This is a genomic window from Actinoallomurus acaciae (assembly GCF_042429965.1).
GTDB classification, from domain to species: domain Bacteria; phylum Actinomycetota; class Actinomycetes; order Streptosporangiales; family Streptosporangiaceae; genus Actinoallomurus; species Actinoallomurus acaciae.
In genome coordinates this window covers 68,962-87,414 of record NZ_JBHLZP010000003.1, presented here as the reverse complement: position 1 = coordinate 87,414, position 18,453 = coordinate 68,962, and the positions used below count along the sequence as shown (strand labels likewise).

At 70.7% G+C, this 18,453-nt stretch carries 18 protein-coding genes and 1 pseudogene; 9 read left to right on the top strand and 10 right to left on the bottom strand.

Annotation, left to right across the window (positions count from 1 at the left end; translation table 11 throughout):
* Window positions 1–223, top strand: a pseudogene (locus ACFFNX_RS01430) (hypothetical protein); the annotation flags it as partial.
* A gap of 87 nt (window positions 224–310) precedes the next feature.
* Here ACFFNX_RS01430 and ACFFNX_RS01425 read toward each other — a convergent pair.
* Window positions 311–1,264 carry an NAD-dependent epimerase/dehydratase family protein gene (locus tag ACFFNX_RS01425; protein WP_378193763.1) on the bottom strand — a complete coding sequence of 318 codons (954 nt, stop codon included), beginning with the start codon at window positions 1,262–1,264 and terminating at the stop codon, window positions 311–313.
* 170 nt (window positions 1,265–1,434) lie between these two features.
* Between ACFFNX_RS01425 and ACFFNX_RS01420 the strand changes: the two genes are divergently transcribed.
* From ACFFNX_RS01420 to ACFFNX_RS01410, 3 genes are all read left to right on the top strand, one after another.
* Window positions 1,435–1,845, top strand: a complete 411-nt coding sequence (locus ACFFNX_RS01420; protein WP_378193760.1) for a MarR family winged helix-turn-helix transcriptional regulator — start codon at window positions 1,435–1,437, stop codon at window positions 1,843–1,845.
* Window positions 1,846–1,960: 115 nt separating this feature from the next.
* Complete coding sequence (locus ACFFNX_RS01415) at window positions 1,961–2,950, top strand: LacI family DNA-binding transcriptional regulator (RefSeq protein WP_378193757.1); 990 nt, start codon at window positions 1,961–1,963, stop codon at window positions 2,948–2,950.
* A gap of 206 nt (window positions 2,951–3,156) precedes the next feature.
* Window positions 3,157–3,669, top strand: coding sequence for a DinB family protein (locus ACFFNX_RS01410; protein ID WP_378193754.1), 513 nt, complete (start codon window positions 3,157–3,159; stop codon window positions 3,667–3,669).
* A 249-nt stretch (window positions 3,670–3,918) separates the two neighbouring features.
* Here the strand turns inward: ACFFNX_RS01410 and ACFFNX_RS01405 are convergent, their stop codons facing one another.
* Window positions 3,919–4,623: a zinc-binding alcohol dehydrogenase family protein gene (locus ACFFNX_RS01405; protein ID WP_378193751.1), complete on the bottom strand. Its 705-nt coding sequence runs from the start codon at window positions 4,621–4,623 to the stop codon at window positions 3,919–3,921.
* Between ACFFNX_RS01405 and ACFFNX_RS01400 the strand changes: the two genes are divergently transcribed.
* Window positions 4,615–4,920 carry a hypothetical protein gene (locus ACFFNX_RS01400; RefSeq protein WP_378193748.1) on the top strand — a complete coding sequence of 102 codons (306 nt, stop codon included), beginning with the start codon at window positions 4,615–4,617 and terminating at the stop codon, window positions 4,918–4,920. The genes ACFFNX_RS01405 and ACFFNX_RS01400 overlap by 9 nt on opposite strands.
* 4 nt (window positions 4,921–4,924) lie before the next feature.
* Here the strand turns inward: ACFFNX_RS01400 and ACFFNX_RS01395 are convergent, their stop codons facing one another.
* Genes ACFFNX_RS01395 through ACFFNX_RS01385 form a run of 3 tightly spaced genes read right to left on the bottom strand, consistent with a single transcriptional unit; the run spans window position 4,925 to window position 7,003 of the window.
* Window positions 4,925–5,752 carry an ABC transporter permease gene (locus ACFFNX_RS01395; RefSeq protein WP_378193745.1) on the bottom strand — a complete coding sequence of 276 codons (828 nt, stop codon included), beginning with the start codon at window positions 5,750–5,752 and terminating at the stop codon, window positions 4,925–4,927.
* Window positions 5,709–6,515, bottom strand: coding sequence for an ABC transporter ATP-binding protein (locus ACFFNX_RS01390; RefSeq protein WP_378193742.1), 807 nt, complete (start codon window positions 6,513–6,515; stop codon window positions 5,709–5,711). The genes ACFFNX_RS01395 and ACFFNX_RS01390 overlap by 44 nt, the downstream gene beginning before the upstream one ends.
* Window positions 6,512–7,003 (bottom strand): MarR family transcriptional regulator, encoded by a 492-nt coding sequence (locus ACFFNX_RS01385; protein ID WP_378193739.1) that lies wholly within the window; start codon window positions 7,001–7,003, stop codon window positions 6,512–6,514. Before ACFFNX_RS01385 ends, ACFFNX_RS01390 begins: the two co-directional genes overlap by 4 nt.
* 318 nt (window positions 7,004–7,321) lie before the next feature.
* On the opposite strand from ACFFNX_RS01385, the gene ACFFNX_RS01380 reads away from it, so the two are divergent.
* Together ACFFNX_RS01380 and ACFFNX_RS01375 are read left to right on the top strand one after the other, a co-directional pair.
* Window positions 7,322–8,599 (top strand): CpaE/TadZ family protein, encoded by a 1,278-nt coding sequence (locus ACFFNX_RS01380; RefSeq protein WP_378193736.1) that lies wholly within the window; start codon window positions 7,322–7,324, stop codon window positions 8,597–8,599.
* Window positions 8,600–8,642: 43 nt separating this feature from the next.
* Window positions 8,643–9,839: a hypothetical protein gene (locus ACFFNX_RS01375; RefSeq protein ID WP_378193733.1), complete on the top strand. Its 1,197-nt coding sequence runs from the start codon at window positions 8,643–8,645 to the stop codon at window positions 9,837–9,839.
* Between the two features lie 55 nt (window positions 9,840–9,894).
* Here ACFFNX_RS01375 and ACFFNX_RS01370 read toward each other — a convergent pair whose 3' ends face one another.
* The 3 genes from ACFFNX_RS01370 to ACFFNX_RS01360 all read right to left on the bottom strand — a co-directional run bounded on the left by ACFFNX_RS01370 (window position 9,895) and on the right by ACFFNX_RS01360 (window position 12,523).
* Window positions 9,895–10,389 carry a hypothetical protein gene (locus ACFFNX_RS01370; protein WP_378193730.1) on the bottom strand — a complete coding sequence of 165 codons (495 nt, stop codon included), beginning with the start codon at window positions 10,387–10,389 and terminating at the stop codon, window positions 9,895–9,897.
* A 26-nt stretch (window positions 10,390–10,415) separates the two neighbouring features.
* Window positions 10,416–11,456, bottom strand: a complete 1,041-nt coding sequence (locus ACFFNX_RS01365; protein WP_378193727.1) for a hypothetical protein — start codon at window positions 11,454–11,456, stop codon at window positions 10,416–10,418.
* Window positions 11,457–11,626: 170 nt separating this feature from the next.
* On the bottom strand, window positions 11,627–12,523 hold the full coding sequence (locus tag ACFFNX_RS01360; RefSeq protein WP_378193724.1) for a sigma-70 family RNA polymerase sigma factor: 897 nt from the start codon (window positions 12,521–12,523) through the stop codon (window positions 11,627–11,629).
* A gap of 519 nt (window positions 12,524–13,042) precedes the next feature.
* Here ACFFNX_RS01360 and ACFFNX_RS01355 point away from each other — a divergent pair.
* Together ACFFNX_RS01355 and ACFFNX_RS01350 are read left to right on the top strand one after the other, a co-directional pair.
* A complete protein-coding gene (locus ACFFNX_RS01355) occupies window positions 13,043–14,590 on the top strand; it encodes a CpaE/TadZ family protein (protein WP_378193720.1) in 1,548 nt (515 codons plus the stop codon).
* 123 nt (window positions 14,591–14,713) lie between these two features.
* Window positions 14,714–15,349 carry a DUF6668 family protein gene (locus tag ACFFNX_RS01350; RefSeq protein ID WP_378193716.1) on the top strand — a complete coding sequence of 212 codons (636 nt, stop codon included), beginning with the start codon at window positions 14,714–14,716 and terminating at the stop codon, window positions 15,347–15,349.
* Window positions 15,350–15,385: 36 nt separating this feature from the next.
* On the opposite strand, the gene ACFFNX_RS01345 is transcribed toward ACFFNX_RS01350, so the two are convergent.
* Window positions 15,386–16,942: a putative type IV secretion/conjugal transfer ATPase gene (locus ACFFNX_RS01345; protein WP_378193713.1), complete on the bottom strand. Its 1,557-nt coding sequence runs from the start codon at window positions 16,940–16,942 to the stop codon at window positions 15,386–15,388.
* A gap of 8 nt (window positions 16,943–16,950) precedes the next feature.
* Window positions 16,951–18,432, bottom strand: coding sequence for an SCO6880 family protein (locus ACFFNX_RS01340; protein WP_378193710.1), 1,482 nt, complete (start codon window positions 18,430–18,432; stop codon window positions 16,951–16,953).
* Window positions 18,433–18,453: the final 21 nt, after the last annotated feature.

The following is an 18,453-nucleotide window of genomic DNA, read 5'->3' as shown; positions in this document are numbered from 1 at the left end:
GGAGGTCGCCGCCGCCCTGCCCGGGCGGCTCGGAGCCGAGGTCACCGGCGCCGCGCGGCACGCGTTCGTCGACGGGATGCACGCCGCGGTGTTCTGCAGCGCCGGGCTCGCCGCGCTGACCGGCCTGGCCGCGCTGTTCGCCCTCCGCGGTGTGCCGAAGGTGATCCCCGAGCACGTCGAGGAGGCCGACCCTCGCCCCGGGGCGCCGACGGCGACCTGGTGACCGTTCCATCCGGGAGACGTTCGCCGTGGAGCCGGTCCGGCGGGTCGCGTCGTCCCTTGTGGATCAGGGCATCCCGATCTCCGGACGCTAGCGTTCGTGGCCGGCGCGCAGCCAGGCGACGTAGTCGGCCACCGCGCGTTCGACGTCGTAGCGGGGCCGGTAGCCGGTGTCCTCCCGGATCCGCGTGGTGTCGAGGCAGACGGTCACGCCCGGTCCGGCGGGGTCGTGGCCCGCAAGCGGATCCGGGCGCGCGTCCGGGACGACCGCCCTGATGGCGCCCGCGACCTCGGCGTTCGTCGTGGCGTACCCGTTGCCGACGTTATAGGTGTCGTGGCGCAGCGTGCCGGCGGTCTGCAGCAGTGCGATGGCACGGCCGCAGTCCTTGACGTAACACATGTCGATGCCGTCCTCGGCGTAGGGCGTACGCGCCGGAGGGAAGCCCGGGTCCTCGCCCTTCACGGCGGCGTGGACCAGGCGCGGCGCGGCGAAGAAGGGGGACGCGGCCCGCCCGAGCGGGCCCCAGATCGCCGCGATGCGGAAGTTCACCACGGCGAAGCCGGCGTCGGCCGCCGCGCGCAGGGCCAGGATCTCCATGGCCTTCTTCGCCGCGGGGATCACGTGGGGGCTGGCCGTCGGCAGCGGGGCGTCCTCACGGAGCCGGTCGCCGGGGACTCCCCCGTACACGCCGATGGTGCTGGCGATCCCGACCCGAGGCAGCTCCCAGGCCTCGGCCGCGCGCAGCACGCTGAAGAGCCCCTGCGTGTTCTGGGCCAGGGCGTCGAGGGTGCCGCCGGCACCGATCCCGGCGCCGGCGAGGTGCACGATGCCGGTGACGGTATGCCGCCTGCCCAGGGCCAGGAACGCGTCCTGGTCGGTGACGTCCAGCGGCTCGACCAGGAGCCGCCCGCCGACCTCGTCGGCGAGGAACTCCGGGAGCCGTGCCGTGCGGCGCCGCGTGACCACGCACGTCTCGCCGAGATCGAGCAGGGCCCGCGTGACATGGGAGCCGATGAAGCCGAGCCCGCCGGTGATGAGGATCATTCGCCGTCCTTAGAGTCATTAGCGCACTAACGACAACCCTAGACACATGGATCACTAGCATGCAAATGACCCTTGCCGCCGGCGCGAAGGGAGTGAGCCGCCGGTCGATCCCGCCCCGCATCCGTGTAGCGTCGGGGCGCCGGAGGTCGAGCGGAGGAGCGGGAGGCGGCGTGGACGATCTGCTCTACCTGTTCGTCCGGGCGAACAAGCTCATTCACATCGCCGCCGACGAGGCGATGAGCCGGCACGGCGTCCGCGTCGGCCAGAACCGCGTGCTGGCGGCGCTCTGGGAACGCGACGGGCTGACCCCCGGAGAGGTGGCCTCCCGCGTACACCTCTCCACGCCGACGGTGGTCAACACCGCGACCCGCATGGAGGAGGCCGGCCTGCTCACGCGGGTGCGGGACCCCGATGACGGCCGGCTCGTACGGCTCCACCTCACCGAGCGCGGCCGGGCCGCGCGCGAGCCGATCGAGGAGGAGCGGCGGCGGCTGATGGAGCACGCCACCGCGACGCTCACCGAGGAGGAGCGCCGCCACCTGCACAGCGCGCTCGCGAAGATCGTCGAGCGGCTGTCCTGACCGCCGTCCGCCGCCGTACGGTGTCGGCATGGTCGTCGGTCCTCCGCCGTCGGCCGCGGGGAGACGGCGTCTCGTATGGTCGACCCGACACGACCTCTCGACAGGACGGAGCCAGATGAGGCGACCCACGCTGGAGGCGGTGGCGGCGCGGGCCGGCGTGTCCCGTGCGACGGTGTCGCGCGTCGTCAACGGCGCCGCGAACGTCAAGCCGCACCTGCGGACCGCGGTGATGCGCGCGGTCGAGGAGCTCGGCTACGTCCCGAACTCCGCGGCCCGCAGCCTGGTCACCCGGCGCACCGACTCCATCGCCCTGGTCGTCTCCGAGCCACCGTCGCGCGTCTTCTCCGACGACCCGTTCTTCTCCGCCGTCATCCGGGCGGTGAGCCAGGAGCTGGAGACCGCCGACCGGCAGGTCATCCTCATGCTGGCGTCCTCGGCGGCCGGGCACGCGCGGGTCGAACGCTACGTCGCGGGCGGCCACGTCGACGGCGTGATCCTGCTGTCGATGCACGGCGCCGACCCGCTGCCGGCCTCGCTCGGCCGCTCGCGCGTGCCGATGGTCTCCCACGGCCGCCCGGTCGCCTCGCTGCCGGTGCCGTACTGCGACTGCGACAACCGCGGGGGCGCCCGCGCCGCCGTCGAACACCTGCTCTCCCGTGGCCGCCGGCACATCGCCACCATCGCCGGCCCACCGGACATGACCGCCGCGCAGGACCGGCTCGACGGCTACCGCGACGCCATGGCGGCCACCGGCGCGCGGTCGATCGTGGCGATGGGCGACTTCACCCGCGAGTCGGGCGCGACCGCGATGCGGCGGCTGCTGGCCGACGAGCCCGAGATCGACGCGGTCTTCGCCGCCTCGGACCTGATGGCCGTCGGAGCACTCAGCGCCCTGCGCGCCGCGGGCCGCCGGGTGCCGGACGACGTCGCGGTGGCCGGCTTCGACGACATCGCCCTGGCGAGGTTCAGCGAACCTCCGCTCACCACCGTCCGCCAGCCGGTCGCCGAGGTCGCGGCCTGCATCGTACGGATGCTGCTGAGCTCGGAGCCCCCACCCGACCCGGTGATTCTCTCCACCGACCTCATCGTCCGCGAGTCCGCCTAGTCTCCGAGTCGGGACTCAGGTCCCTGGCAGACGAGCACAGAGGAACCACCGTCGCGTACGGCAAAGCCGAACGCCTCCACCGCACCCTGACCAACGAATGGGCCTGCACACGCCCCTGCCGTCGCGGCGCCCTGGAGAGGCCGGGTGGCCTGGCGGAGACGATTATTTGACTTGCCAGCCGCGGGATACCCGGTAGTTGTTATGGGATGCAGACCAGAACCGACCTGCCGCGCGCGTTCGACCAGCGCAGCCTGCTCATGACGCTCCTCGACTACACCCGGGCCACCACTGCCTATAAATGCGAAGGGCTCTCCGACGCGGACGCCCGCAGGACGCCGTTGCCGACTTCGCCGATAATGTCGATATCGGGCCTGGTCAGCCATCTGCGGTGGGTGGAGTGGTCCTGGATCGAGGAGCGTCTCCTCGGCGAGACGGCCGATCACCCCTGGACCGACCCGCAGGACCCGGACCGGGAGTTCCACTACGAGCTCGACCGGCCGCTGTCCGACATACTGGCCGACTATCAGGCCCAGTCCGCTCGCTACAACGAGATCATCGCCGGCATGGACCTCGACACCAAGACCATCTGGAAGGCCCGCGAGACCGGCGAGCCGGTCACTCTGGGCTGGGTGATCATGCACCTCATCGAGGAGAACGCCCGGCACAACGGGCACATCGACATCATCCGCGAGCTCATCGATGGTCAGGTAGGCGACTGAACCCGACTAATCCGGATCGGGTTACGGTTAGCGGTCGTAGGCGGGCAGGGACCGGCTGACGGGCTGCCCGGGCAGAGGCCCCATACGGACGGCACAGTCGTCGAGCTTTACCTGGAGCGCGATCACGAGGGTGTCCATGCCTGTCTCCTCAAACCGGCCTTGGACACCCTCTTCGCATGCACGCAGACATTCGCCGACAGCGTGATCGATGAGGAGTCACTCGTCCAGGGCCTGGGCGTCCGCGCGGGGTCAGACGGTGACGACGAGTTTCTTCGCGGAGACGCCGCCTCGGAGCCGCCGCAGCGCGTCGGGGATGCGATCGAGTCCGACGCCGACGACGGTCTCGTCCGGTGCGGCGCGATAGGCGCCGGACGTGAGCGCGGCCGGGAGGAAGTCACCGTAGATCGCCGGGCCGACCTCGTTGTCCTTCAGCGTGCCGCCCCAGATCCCGCTCACCCGCACTCCGGGCCGCCGTGCCCGCGGGGACCGGAGGCGCGTGACCCACCCGGGCTGCGCCGACGTGACGCGCTTGCTGCCCGCGGTGCGGGCCGCGATCTTGACCGCCGGCACGAGCGACCCGTTTCCGATCGCGAGCGTGCCGGCGAGCGGGCTGTCGCCGATCCGGTCCACGATCTCGTCGACGGCGGCGGGGCCGCGGCGGCCGGCCACCTCGGCCGCGCCCAGCGAGCGGAGGTAGTCGAAGTTGTGCGGTGACGCGGTCGCCACGACCCGGTAGCCGGCGTTGCGGGCGAGCCGGATCGCGTTGCTCCCGACGCTCGTCGAACCGCCCCACACGAGCACCGTCTCCGGCCGGTCGGCGGGGTCGGCGCCGGGCATCGCCAGCCCGAGGTGGTCCTGCTGGAACATGCCGGTCGCCGCGGTCGAGAGCGTCAGCGGCAGCACGGCCGCCTGCTCGAAGGACAGCGTGTCGGGGATGGGCGACACATGCCGCATGAGCACGACGTAGTGCTGCTCGACCTCATGTTCACGGCGAAGGTGGACGACCCCTCGGAGGCGGTCCGAAACGCCGCGGAGCGCCTGTTCGACACCATGACCGGCATCATGGGCGCGGGTGTCGAAGCAGGCGCGTACGACGCGGGCGACGTCGGCCGGCTGACGCTGGTGCTGGCCGCGACCGTTCAGGGCATCTCAGCGCTCGTCACGTCACGGCGGATCACGGCGCCGCAGAGCGAGGCGCTCATCGACGACGCGATCGCCCTCTTCCTCGCGGGGGCGTCGACCGAACGGTGACCGGTCAGCGGACCAGGCGGCCGAGCAGCCCGGACGCGGCCGTGATGCCCGCCGCGGCGGCCACCACGAGGACGCCGATGTCCAGGAGCAGGTGGCCCGGCGTGCCGATGAGCAGGTGCCGGAGGGCGTCGACCTCGTAGCTGAGCGGGTTGACGTGGCTGATCACGCGCAGCCACGTCGGCATCAGGTCGACCGGGTACAGGGCGTTGGAGCCGAAGAACAGCGGCATCGTGATCGCCTGCCCGATGCCCATCAGGCGGTCGCGGGACATGGCCAGGCCGGCGATCGTCATGGACAGGCAGGAGAAGAACGCCGTGCCGAGCATCACGATGACGACCACGCCCAGCCAGCGCAGCGGGTTCAAAGTCAGCGTCACGCCGAGGATCGCCGACAGCAGGAGGATGGCCACGGCCTGGGTGAGCGCCCGGGTGCCCGCCGCGAACGCCTTCCCCGTGATCAGCGCGGCGCGCGGCGTCGGCGTGACGAGGAGCTTGGCCAGGACGCCGGCGTCCCGATCCCAGATGATCTGAATGCCGTAGAAGATCGCGATGAACAGCGTCGACTGGGCGAGGATGCCCGGCGCCAGGTAGTCCAGGTAGGGCACCTTCCCGGTCGGGATGGCCCGGAGGCGCGAGAACGTCTCGCCGAAGATCAGCAGCCACAGGGCGGGCTGGATCGCCCGGGTGTACAGCTCCGTGCGGTCGTGGCGGATCTTCTGCAGCTCGACGATGCACATCGCCACCACCCGGGCCGGCAGGAGGCGCCAGGTGGTCCAGGCGGGCGGGACGTCAGCCGAGCCGGCTGGCGGTACGGCGGGTGCGGCGTGCGTCACGGAAGTCTCCTGATTCTTCGAGTTGGTCACCGGTGTAGGCGCGGAACACCTCCTCGAGGGTGGCGCCCGGTTCGAGGCCGGACTTGAGCTCGGCCGGGGTGCCCAGGGCGCGGATCCGGCCGCGGTGCATGAGCGCGATCCGGTTGCAGTACTGGTCGGCCTCGTCCATGTAGTGCGTGGTCACCAGCACGGTCATGCCGGTCGCCCGGCGTACCTCCTGGATGCGCTCCCAGACGCCGTCGCGCGCCACCGGGTCCAGGCCGATCGTCGGCTCGTCGAGGATGAGGAGCCGCGGGGAACTGATCAGCGCCTGGGCGAGCTCCAGCCGGCGGATCATGCCGCCGGAGTAGGTCTGCGCGCGCCGCTCGGCCGCGTCCTCCAGCCCCACGGCGGACAGCACCTCGCGGACGCGTTCCTTCCGCTCGCCCCGCGGCACGTCGAAGAGGCGGGCGAACAGCTCGACGTTCTCGCGTCCGGTCAGGGAGCCGTCGGCGGACAGCTGCTGGGGCAGGTAGCCGATCGTGCGGCGGACCGCCATCCGATGGCTCGCCACGTCGAGGCCGAAGACCTCGACCATGCCGGCCCCGGCCGGGAGGAGAGTGGTGATCAGCCGGATCGTCGTCGTCTTTCCGGCGCCGTTCGGCCCGAGGAGGCCGAAGATCTCCCCTTCGACGACGTCCAGGTCGATGCCGTCGACGGCCACGGCGCCGCCGAACGCGTGCCGCAGTCCTCGGCAGACGACCGCGTAGTTCTCCTCGCTCATGCGTTCTCCCCTGGTGTCTTCGGACGGCTGATGTCCTCGGACCGCTGGTCCTGCAGGCTCGTGAGGAGGCGGCCGAGCGCGGGCAGGACGGCGGCGATCGCGGCCTGGTCCTCCTCGGCCAACTCGGCGATGTGCGCACCGACCATCCGGGCTCGGCGGTCGCGCCAGTCGGCCATGCGCCGGTGCGCGTACGGGGTGAGCTGGAGGCGTACGGCCCGGCGGTCGTCGGGGTCGGTATCGCGGCGCAGCATCCCGGCCGCGAGCAACTGGTTGACCAGGGTGCTCACGGAGTTGTCGGCGAGATGCAGCTCACGCGCGGCGCCCGCGACGCCGATGCCCGGCCGCGCTCCGACGACCGCCATCAGCTCGACCTGCGCGGGCCGCAGCTTGGGCGGCTTCTGCTGCCGAAGCCGCCGCCGCACGAGCCGCCGCATGGCCGCGTTGACGGACATCAACTCGTCGGCCAGGCGTACCCCCTCATTGCCCACGAAATCAGAATACCTCTTAATAAGAGGTAATTAAATGATGCCTGGTCGCAGGCCCGCGCGATGCCCGTCGTGGACTCCACCACGAGACCGGCGACGGCCTGCGGGAGGTCCGGACCACCGACGGGCACGACTGCCAGGGCGTGCGCGCGGGCAGTCGTACGCGACGCGGCCGGCTGACACCGAACCTGCGGCGCGCCAATTCGTGCTGGCGGCAGACGCTCACGGCCGCACAGTCGAAATCAGGGAACCGAACCTGAATCGGCCGGCTGACAATCGGAGTACCGGGGCACTGTGGATACGACCGCATCAAACCTCGTCGTGGCGGGGGACATGGGCGTCGCGCACGCGCTGCGTGGGACGGGCCGGTTCGCCGCGGTGTTCAGCGTCGCCTCGGCGGGCGAACTCCGCGCGCTGTCCCGTAGCGGCCGGGTCAACCCCCCGACGGCGTTCGTGTTCGCTCCGGGTTTCACCGAGGACGTTCCCGGCGCCGGTGTGGCCGCCGTGGCGAACGGGCTGGCCGACAACGGGTTCACGGTCGTGGTCCACGCCTTCTTCGTCGAACGGGGCGACCGCTTCGGCGCGAACGTGCGCATCACCGGACATCGGCGACCGACGCCGGAACTGCTGTCGTTGCTCGGCGTCACCGAGCGGAACGCCCCACCGCCCCGTGTCCTGCCGCAGCCGGCCCATCGTCAAGGCCTGCGGCAGCCGCCGGCGACTCCGCCGCCCGTCGCCCCTCGCGCGGGCGGACGGGTCGTCGCCATCGCCGCGGCGAAGGGCGGCGTGGGCAGGACCAGCCTGATCGTGAACCTCGCGGTCCACGCCGCCCGGTCGCTGCGGGCGGCCGGCCGGCCGGGGCGGACGGTGCTGGTGGACACCAGCATCCGGCAGGCCGACGTCGGACGGTTCCTGAACGTCAGGTCTCCAACGATCCTGGACCTGCTCCACGCGCCTGGAGCGCTCTCTCCGGACCTGGTGCGACGACATCTCGCCCACGTCCCCGAGGTGGATCTGCACACGCTGCTCGGACCGCCGGAGGTCATCGACGCCGATCCCGCGTTGGTCGGCTCCGTGCCGTACCCGCGGATTCTCGCGCTGCTGCGCCAGATGTTCGACTTCGTGTTCGTCGACACTCCGGTCGCCGAACCTCATCACACGACGCTCGCCGACCTGGTCTTGCCTGCGGCGGACGCGATCCTGGTCCCGGTCGAACCCAACCGGCCGACTCTGGAGATCGTCCACTCCTGGCTGAAGACGATCACCATGCCGCGGTCCTCGCGCGGTGGTGGTGTCGCTCCAGAGAAGGTGTCGCTCATCCTCAACCGGGCCCGGGGCGACGTGGGCTGCGGCCCGAAGGAGGTCATGGACATCATGCCCGGCTGGCGGTTCGCCGGGATGATTCCCCAGGACCGCGAGTGGATGCGCACCGTGAACGGCGGCAGGCTGATCGCGCTCAACGGCGACCCGGAGCTGGACGCGGTCCTCAGCAGCATCCTGTGGGTCGCCGCCGAGGACCCGGCGTTCGCCACGGCCATGAGATCACCGAACGGCGGCATGGGCCGGCGCAGGAGAATCCTCGGCCTCCCCGTCAAGTGATCAACCGCTACCGTCACGCTCTTACGCGGAAGGATTCGCCCCCATGTCAGCAACGCAGCGCCCCACCCCGGCAACGGACTTTTGGAGTGCCCTCGGCGTCGGGGACGAAGCGTCGGACCACCGCGACGCGGAGGCCTCCTCGACGCCGGAACGCCAGGTCTCATCCGGCCCCGGGGGCTCGGCGCGGACTCCCGCCGTACCCGAGGCCACGCCCGCCGAGCGGGCCGAACTCGACCTGGAGGCCACCGTACGGGACTGGGCGTCGATGTTCACCGGTGAGGCCGGTTCCCCGGACGACGACGCGGTCCCGGCACCGGCTTCGGAGACGGCGCCGGCCGCCCGGGACGGCTCCGCGCCCGCGCCGGAGTCGGCGTCGGCCGATGAGCCGATGTGGCCTCCCCAGGCACCGCCCCCGCCGTTCCCGGGCGCGGAGCAGCCTCGTTCCCACGTCGCCGTGAGCGGGCGGGTGTCCGAGGCGCGGATGACGCCGCCGGCGCCACGAGCGCGGGCACAGGACGTGATCGAGCACTCCGCCGCGGACCGGCGCGGCTCGTCGTCCGCGGCCGAGGCACCGCAGGGGCACGCGGACACGGCCGGGGACCCGACCCTGTTGGACGACGTGCAGAAGTTCGGTCATCTCTGGCGGGACGACCGTGTGGACGAGATTCACATTCGCGGGACGCAGGTGAATGTGTGCGGGACGCTCGGCGTCTACCAGGTTCCCGGCTTCAGCAGCCTCGCCATGGCGCACCGGGCGGTCGCCGCCGCACGCGAGGAGCCGGGAGCGGTGATCACCTACATCGGCGAGTCGGTGGTGGTCAGGCGCCGTCGGCGGACGGGACCGGCGCTGGCCACTCTCGTCGCCGCCGGAATCGTCACCGACGAACAGCTCGCCGAGGTCAGAACGGCGCTGGAGCGGACCCGGTCGGTGGTCCTGGCCGGGCCCGCCGCTCCGGTCATCATGCGTTCCTTCACGGCGCTGCTGCCGCACGGCAGCCGGGTCTTCGAAGGCCCGTACGCGGCCTTGCCCACCTGGTGTGTCACGGCGGAGAGCCCGCTGGACGCCGACTACGTGGTCGGAGTACGCCCCGGCGCGCACGCCGAGCGGATGGTGGCGCTGGGACAGATCGGAGCTCTGATCGCCAACCCGGAGACCCAATTCGAGGCCGCCGTGGAGTTCGGCGTGCGGGGCAGGTCCGCGGCGCCCGAGAAGCTGGTTCCCGGCCTTCCCCATCGGTGAGGCGTCGCGAGTCGCCCCCTCCCCCGGTGCCGGGTCGGGGGCGACTCGTCACGGCTCACGCGTCGTACTCGTGGATCTCCAGGACCTGGGCGCGCGCGGCGGCTCCGGACAGTGGAGCGATGAGGCGGCTCAGCGCCACCCGGCGCGCCGTCCCGGACGGTTGCTCCCACACGGCGGTCCGCTGCGGGCCGCCGCCCGTCCCGCGCAGCTCGAAACCGCGTGCCGGATCGACCCAGACCCTGCCGTGCGGCGCGTCCAGGACCGGAACCGGCTCGTCCGCCGGCGCGGCGGCGAGTTCCCAGAGTTCCCACCCGGTCCGCAAAGTGGCGTCGGCGAAGGCCATGACCTGGTCCAGATCACGGCGGAGCCACGACACCTGCGTACCGCTGAGTGAGACCGGTCTGCGGCCGAGCGGGATCGCGCCGTAACAGCCCAGCCGGAAGGCGATCTCCGCCACCCGGTTCAGCACACTGCGATGGATCAGGACCGTGTCCACGTCGTCGACCACGACCACCGCCATCCCCAGCAGGCCGTCCGTGGAGAGCGGCAACGCGCTCTCTCCGCGAGTTCCCCTGTTCACACGTCCGCCCGGACGGCGCACATGTCGACGACGCGGTCGGAGTCCAGGATGAAACACGCCGCCTCGTCCGGGGTGATGTCCAGCACGTCGAGGGCCAGCCTGATCGGGCCGAGCTTCTCGGCGTCGCATTGAGGACACCGCGCGCGGTTGTCGGCGTACACGTTCATCGACGCGCCCTCCCCGCCGTTCCCGTGCCGGTGCGGACGCGGGCATCGCCACGTGCTCTGATCCGGTCCGTCGGACGACGAACCGAGCCGGCGCAGCAGCGTACGGATGTCCACCGTGTCCGCTTCGAGGATCCGTTCGTCGTGGGGAGAGCCGGACGGCGGCGCCATCGCCCCGGCGCCTCGTCCCCGCTCGAGCCGGAGCTCCCGCCGGTACCGGATCGCCTCTCGCCGGATCTTCTCCAGGTCGATCCCCTGATCGGCATCGTCCTCGGCGACCGGAACGGGCTCCTCGCCGGTGGACAGGAAGGGGAAACGGTCATCGGACCGCCTCCGAAGCGCCGCGACGAGGGCGAACATGGCGAGCGAGTCCCGGGTCGAGTCGGGTGGGACCATACGGAGCCGTGCCGCGTACCGGATCACGGTCGCGGCCTCCCGGCTGACGAGTCCCGGTTGACCGGGCCCCAGCGACACGCAGCGGACGCCGTCGGCGAACGGCTCCCCGACCTGCGCCCAGGCGAGGGCCTCATCGGGCCTACCGGCGTCGGGGAACAACCCGCCATCGTGGTCGAGCCGGGAGAACTCCAGGATCACCCCGTCGGCGTACGCGTCGATCCGCCGCCCGGCGAAGCCGCACAGGGCCGCGTACGCCACGAGGCCGTGGCGGCCCGTCGGTGCGAGGAAAATCGCCTGGGACCGGAAGTCGGCAGGGGTGAGTTCGCTGCTCCGCAGGGCGCCGATGGTCGAGGAGATGACGTCGCCGTCACCCGGGATGAGATCGACCGTCTTGACACCCTCCGGTACCGGTGGCGAGCCCTCGATGCGGATGGCGAGCGCGTAGTCGGCCAGCGTGTGCATGGGTTCGGAGGTCACATGTCTGACTGTCCCGGCGGATGGAGGACCCGCATATTTCTTCCGCCATCGTTAACGCGGCGTGCACGGAGGTTAAGGCGGTTCGCCGGGAAACGGTCTGATTCGGGAGACCGGCGGCCGCTCCCGAGGAAGGCCGCGACCGCCTGGCGCGGCACATCCGTCGCGACGCCTCAGGCCGTGTCCGCGAAAGGCTCGTAGAGCTTGCCCAGCGCCCTCTGCTGAATCTGCCGCACGCCCTCGCGGGACAGGCCGAGCCGGTCTCCGATGATCCGGAGTGACTCTTCCGGCTCTCCGTCCAGCCCGAACCTGCGGCTCAGCACATACCGTTCGCGGGCGTCGAGCATCGGCAGCCCCTGGACGCTGAGTGCGCGCAGGTCGAAGCGGAGAAGCACCTCCTCCTCCACGCTCGCCGCCGAATCGGCCAGCCGCTCCGCCCACGACGTCTCATCGCCGTCGTGACCCGCGCTCGACGCCTGCAGGCTGTCCAGCCGCGGCGCGTCCAGGACGCGGCGCGCCTGCCCCTCAGTCACCGCGGCACGCCGGGCGATGTCGGCGTAGTCGAGTGGAACGTCCGGCCCGGACGCCTCGATGAAATCCCGGGCGGCGGCGAGGACGGCAGGCCGTTTCTCGAAGTCAGTGGGGTTGAGGTTCGGGTGGTCGGCGTCGCGTACGGCACGCAGGACCTCCCGCTGGATCGGCTTGAAGGCCCAGCTCGAGAACGGGCCCTGCGCCGGGTCGTAGGAGGAGATCGCCCACAGCAGACCGACCTTTCCGGCGCTCTCGAAATCCTCCCGATGTTCAGTGCCCTTGGTGGTGAACGTCGCGACGTAGCGGCGCACGAGGCCGTAATTGGCCGTCATGATCTCGTACGTGAGGTCCTCGTACTCGCGCTCCACCACACGCAACTCGAGCTCCGCGGCCACGTCGGCCCCACCCGCGACGATCTCGGCGCGCAAGGTCTCGAGTCGCTCATGGAGGCGCTTGCGGCGGCCGAACAATTCGCTGTTGCGGCTGCGGTGATCCTGGATGTCGGGACGCTCGTCATCGCCCGGCTGCACGATGTGCATATCTGTCCCCCCACACCGCGTTCGCCCCCTGATGGACGAACTCCGTCCGTCCCTCGGCGAACGCATTCCGTCCGAATTCGACCCAATCGCGAAGCGTTAGCGCACAGTCATACCGGCCGCCGGGAGACCGTCACCGGAACCACGTCGGCGGGGGCTCCGCCGAGGCGGCGGGAAGTTGCAGGTGAGAGCATCCTGCAAGCCAACAGCGATTGTCCGGAAGAACACCTCATCACCCAACTTGTTGATAAAAAATTGATGTTCTGGTGTGTTTATGTTGATTTTGGGATAGATAGAGGTAACTCACCGAACGTAACCCGGCACACACCGTCGCCGGTTTTCCCCTGGCCAGCGGGGACTTCCTCGCCCGGCCAAGGTGCGCTACGCGTACGGACGTCCACGTGGCGGTGTCGGCATCGGCCGGCCGGTGCTGGCGGCGGCGCCGCTTTCCCGGACTGTCCGCTTCAGGAGGACCGGCCGGGCTCGGTCGGCCGACAACCAGAGCGCTGAGGAAAACCTGTGATGGCTACTGCGCCGACCCTCGTCGTAGCGGGACACCCGGGCGTCGCGGAGAAACTCCGGGACACGGGACGGTTCCCGGTCGTGTTCGACGTCACCTCCGCCTCGGAGCTTCGGGATCTCTCCAAGAGCGGCAAAGTGGGCTCTCCCGTGGCTTTCGTGTTCGCACCGGGATTCACCGAGGACGTTCCTGGCGCGGAAGTCGCCGTACTGGCCAACGGCCTGGTCCGGAACGGGTACACCGTTCTCGTCCACGTGTTCTTCACCGAACGCGGCGACGTCTTCGACCCGAAGGTGGTCATGGCCGCGAAGCAGATGAACATGGCGGAGCTGCTGGTGACGCTCGGCGTCGTCGAGCCGGAGCCCGAGCCGGAACTCCAGCCCGAGCCGCCGGCGGAGCCCTGGACGCCCCCCGGACCACCGGCAGGACCGCACCCCGGACCTCAGGCCTGGCCGCAGCCATCGATGGGCGACAGCGCGGTTCCTCGCCCCACCCCCGTCAGCCCCCGCCCTGCCCCGCCGAGCCCTCCCCTTCCGCCGGGCGGCCCGCCCCCTGCGCCGCCGAGTCCTCGCTCTGTCCCGGTGAGTCACCGCTCTGTCCCGGTGAGCTCCACCGGGCGGCGGGTATGGCCGGAGACCCCGCCTGCGAACACCGGGGCCGCTGCGCCCGCAGCCCCATACGCTCCGGCGGGCGGTCCCGTCAGACGAGGCGGGATCATCGCGATCACCTCGGCGAAAGGCGGGGTCGGCAAGACCAGCACGACCGTGAACCTCGCGGTGCACGCCGCCAGGCTGCTGCGAGACGCGGGCCGGGCGGGGTCCGCCGTGGTGGTCGACGCCAACTTCCGACGGGCCGACATGGCCCAGTACCTCAGCCTCGGGGCGCCGACCATCCTGGATCTGCTACAGGCGCCCTGGACGTCTTCGGCGCAGGCGGTACGCGAGAACCTCGCGAACATCCCCGAGGTCGGCCTCTACGCGCTGCTCGCCCCGTCGGACGCCCTCAGCGTCGACCTCTCCGTGATCAACGGGCTGTACCGCCGGATTCTCACCGTGCTGCGCCAGACGTTCGACTTCGTGTTCATCGACACGCCGGTCGCCGAGCCGCGCCATGGGACGTTCGTCGACCCGACCCTCCCTGAGGCCGACGCGATCCTGGTGCCCGTCGAGCCCGACCGGGTGACGCTGGAGGCCGTCCGTTCCTGGCTGGCGGCCATCACCGAGCCCGGGCATCAGGAGGGCGGCGAGATCTCTCCCGAGAAGATCTTCATGATCGTCAACCGGGCGAGACCCGATGTGGAGTGCGGGCCTGAGGAGGTCATGAACCAGTTGGGCGGCTGGCGTTTCGCCGGTCTGATCCCCGAGGACGAGGGATGGATGCGAGCCGTCAACACTCGCCGGCTGACGAGCGTGCGCATGGGATCGGAGCTTGAGCGGACACTTCAGGAGATCCTGGGGGCGGTCAGCGATGATCCGGTGTTCGCCGTGCCGGAGGGCGGCCTGTCGGGGATGAGCCGCTGGAAAAAGCTGCTCCCGCTGAAGCCGAGGTGACTCAGGGCCAGGGCGACACCGGTCGTCTTCTTCGCGCCCAGCGGTTGACGATCGCCACGGCTTACGGACGGTCCACCTCGTAACGCAGAGTTGCTCTTTACCTTTACAGAGAAGGGCATAGCGATGCAAGCTGCGGACCTCGCCGGGCCACACCGGGCCCATGGCGCGGAGGCCACGCCGGACGCGTCGGCCTCGGCCGTAAGCGTCCCTCAGCAGAGGGGCCACGCGGGCGGACAGCTCCAGGCGCAGGCCGTCATACCGGCGGGTCTGGCGCCACCGCCCGTGAGCCCGCTGGGGCTGGCCGGTTACAGCGGCCCCGGTCCGGACCTCTGGTTCTCCTCCTGTCACGGGGGAGCCGGCGTCTCCACGTTGACGGCTCTGATCCCTCGCAGTGCGAGCGCTGGACGGTACTGGCCGATGCCCGTGCCCCCGGTGCGGGCCCGGGTCCTGCTCGTCGCACGTAGCCATGCCTCTGGGCTCTGCGCGGCTCAGGCCGCCGCCCGGCAGTGGGCCGCGGGGGTGCTTCCGAATGTACGGCTGCTGGGGTTGGTAGTGATCGCCGACGCCCCCGGAAAACGTCCGAGACCGCTGAGTGAACTCGTCCGGTTGATCTCCGGAGGTGTGCCTCGGCTGTGGGAGCTTCCGTGGGTCGAGGCATTGCGCCTCGGCGAGCAGCCGAGCCACATCAGGCTGCCGTCCGCGTACTCACGACTGGCCGACGACCTCGATCGCATGGTCTCCGAGGAGACGCATGCTTGACGCGCCGATTCCGTAGGCACACCACGGCCGGGCCGGTCAGGCGGTGTTCGCGGAAGGTCTGGTGGTCGAGTGGACCCAGCGCTTGTTGGTGTCGTTGACGCCCGTCTCGACGGAGGTGAGCTCCACCTTGAACGGGATGCCGGGGCGGCCGCCCACCTTGACAAGGAACCTGCCGCGGCCCGGGGGCTCGCTGTCCTGGCTGAGGTCGGGATTCCAGGAGGGCGGCGTCGACCAGTCGACGATCATGCGTTGCTCGATGGAGGACATCCGCACCACCTCGTTCACCATCGACATCTCCGCCTGCGGCAGCCCACCACAGATCACCATGCCCGCGCGTTCGGCGAAGCCCTTGGCCTTGAGCCGGTCGGCCTGGTCGCTCAGCGACAGCAGATCGGCCATGGTGTGCGTGATCATCACCTGGCCCGCGCCGCGCTGCCGGTTGAGGCGGGTGAGTGCGTCGACCCGGTCCACCAGGCCGCGTCCGGACCGCAGGACCCGCCACAACTCGTCGAGGACGACGAAGAAGTGCCGCCGCGGTGCCAGGCCCTCATCGGCCAGCGCGTGCGCGGCCTCCACCGCGCCGAACCCGTCCGACCAGCATGCCAGCAGGACGGCGGCCTGGAGTTCGGCGTCGGCGTCGTCGATCCCGCTGATGTCGATGCAGACGCCTCCCGGATTGTCCAGCTCGATCGCGGTGGTGGTGTGACGCGAGAACGCCTCCCCCATCGGGCCGTCCAGCACTCCCAGCAGCGAGGCGTGCAACGGGTCGACGGCCGCGCGATACCGTGCCTCGTCCCCGCGGGCCAGGGTCACCGAGCGGAGTCGCTCCGGCCCCTCGTCGATCACCCTGATCAGGTCGGGCAGGACGGGTACGCCGTCGTGACGCTCGTCCAGCACCCGCAGGGCCGCGTTGAGAACGGTGCGCTCGGTGTCGGCGATCGGGCCCCCGCGCAGCACCGTGAGCAGCGCGGCGACCATGTTCAGCCGGCGGCCGTGCGCGTCCGCGATCAGCTTGGCCCGCGCCTGTCCCGTAAGCCTGGCCGCCGCGGAGGCCGTCGCGCCGGGGTCGAGTACGTTCAGCGATCCCAGCCCGCGGCCCAGCTTGATGATCTGCCCGCCCATCGCCCGGATCAGGTCGACGTAGTCGGGTTTGAGGTCGCCGAGCACCATGGGGAACACCCCTTGCCCGACGAGCCCCACCACCATCCGGCGGATGAGGGTCGACTTGCCCAGCCCGGGCTTGCCCAGCACCAGGGCCGACGGGTTGTGGATCAGGTTGGCCCGCTGGAACCACGAGATCGGATCGCAGCACAGCGCGGCCCCGGTGGTCAGCTCCCGGCCGAGCGGCACACCCACCATCGGGGTTCCCGCCCCGGCCGCGAACGGCCACAGACCGCACACCTGCACCGTGGTCCCGCGCCACTCCGAAGGCATCTCCACGTACGAGGCCCGGCCTCCGCCGCGGCGGCTGAAGCCCCTGAATCCGGGTTTGGGCTCGACCTTGCCGGTCTTCTTCTTGCCCTTCTTCCCGTCCTTCCCGCCGGCCTGCGCGGCAGGTCGCCCTTCGTCCGCGTCGCCGAAAAACGATTCCAACGGGCTGTTCACAGGGATTCCCTCACCAACGCAGGAACCTGAAGATGATGGGGAATGACGACGCCCAGGGGAAGGGCGGCCGCGAAGGCCGACGCCTGCGACCCGTACATCCGCCGCAACCGCAGACGCGCGGGGGCCGAGATCGTGTCGATGGCGGCCGCCGCGAGAGGAAGTTGCTCGGCCGAGTGGACGGTGGCGGTGACGAGAACGGTGAACCGGACGACCCCCGCTCCCCTGGCCTCCTCGCGGGCCGACTGGTCGCTCTTGATGACGTCGATCTCGTTCCGGGCGGCGCTTTTGGCACCGTCGAGACGGAAACGTGTGTCCTTGCGGTCCCGTTCCACGATCCGGGCGGCGGAGGCCGGATCGTGCGGACGGTAGAGGAAGGTGACGCGCTTACGGGCGATGTCATGGTGCGGGGCCACCAGACCGCTCATCACACTGGACAGCACCTCGCCGCGAGGCGCCTCCGTCATGCCCCAGGTGATGGAATGGCCGCTGTCGTGCACGTAGTGATCCCACGATTCCTGCACCGCGACCGGCCCGGCATCCTCCCACCGCACCTCCTGGCCCCCGGTGGCCTCCATGCTCGACTGCGCGTCCGGGTCGTAGGCGATCCGCACGGCGCGGGAGAGTTGGTCGGCGGTCATCGGGCGAGCGGATCCGGCACCGGTCATCTCCAGCCCGGAGATCAACCCGGGGATGCGCATCCCGATCTCCCGCACCATGGCCTCTTGGTCACGGCGCTTACCTCCGGGACGCGGCAGGGCCGTATAGGTGACGGCGATACGCGTGGCGACCCGTGCGCTACCCACCGGGTAGTTCCAGACGATCTCCTCCAGGGCCGCCCGAGCCAGCTCCGGAGCGTTCGGATCGGTGTGGGCGGAGATCTCCTCCCGGAGGCGATGCCCGAGATCGGGGGCCGTCTCGATGGTCACGCTCGCGGCGACCAAGCCCGGCTCGTAGGCCAGCGAGGCCAGCCACTGCCCCCAGTGGGCGACCCATGTGTCGATCTGCTCCTGATCGACCAGCGACGCCCCTTCGGCGTTGCACTCGAACACCACGGTGTAGTGCCTCGTGGACGGGATGACGACCAGGGCGAACGGCCGCCCGTAGGAGTCATGGCCGTCCACCAGCCGAGACGCCGCGAGCAGCCCGGGGAGCCGGCACGAGCCGTGCGGGATGACGCTCAGCGGTCCCGAACGGTAGAGATGCCATCCCTGGGAACGACCCCACCACCAGTTCACCCGGGCCGTGATCGACTGAAGCGCGGTCCGCCCGTGCTGGTCCTGGATGATCAGGGGCAGCATGGTCAGCCCCAGCACCATGGCGGCGACCAGGCTGGCCAACGGCGATACCGTCGCGATCGTGGTGACGGTGATCAGCCCGGCCATGAGGATCAGGGTGCCGGCCAGTCCCAGCCGCCCGATCCCCGGAGAGACCGGTTTACGCCAGTTCCCGTACGTGGGTTCACGGTCGTTGGACGCCACTCGAACTCACCTGATTCCCGA

Bases quoted from the DNA above. Each gene is read 5' to 3' on its own strand.
- ACFFNX_RS01425 (WP_378193763.1), bottom strand. From the start codon at position 1,264: ATGATCCTCATCACCGGCGGGCTCGGCTTCATCGGCTCCCATGTCACG.
- ACFFNX_RS01400 (WP_378193748.1), top strand. From the start codon at position 4,615: ATGCCGCATGAGCACGACGTAGTGCTGCTCGACCTCATGTTCACGGCG.
- ACFFNX_RS01360 (WP_378193724.1), bottom strand. From the start codon at position 12,523: ATGCACATCGTGCAGCCGGGCGATGACGAGCGTCCCGACATCCAGGAT.
- ACFFNX_RS01350 (WP_378193716.1), top strand. From the start codon at position 14,714: ATGCAAGCTGCGGACCTCGCCGGGCCACACCGGGCCCATGGCGCGGAG.
- ACFFNX_RS01375 (WP_378193733.1), top strand. From the start codon at position 8,643: ATGTCAGCAACGCAGCGCCCCACCCCGGCAACGGACTTTTGGAGTGCC.
- ACFFNX_RS01410 (WP_378193754.1), top strand. From the start codon at position 3,157: ATGCAGACCAGAACCGACCTGCCGCGCGCGTTCGACCAGCGCAGCCTG.
- ACFFNX_RS01355 (WP_378193720.1), top strand. From the start codon at position 13,043: ATGGCTACTGCGCCGACCCTCGTCGTAGCGGGACACCCGGGCGTCGCG.
- ACFFNX_RS01390 (WP_378193742.1), bottom strand. From the start codon at position 6,515: ATGAGCGAGGAGAACTACGCGGTCGTCTGCCGAGGACTGCGGCACGCG.
- ACFFNX_RS01405 (WP_378193751.1), bottom strand. From the start codon at position 4,623: ATGCGGCATGTGTCGCCCATCCCCGACACGCTGTCCTTCGAGCAGGCG.
- ACFFNX_RS01415 (WP_378193757.1), top strand. From the start codon at position 1,961: ATGAGGCGACCCACGCTGGAGGCGGTGGCGGCGCGGGCCGGCGTGTCC.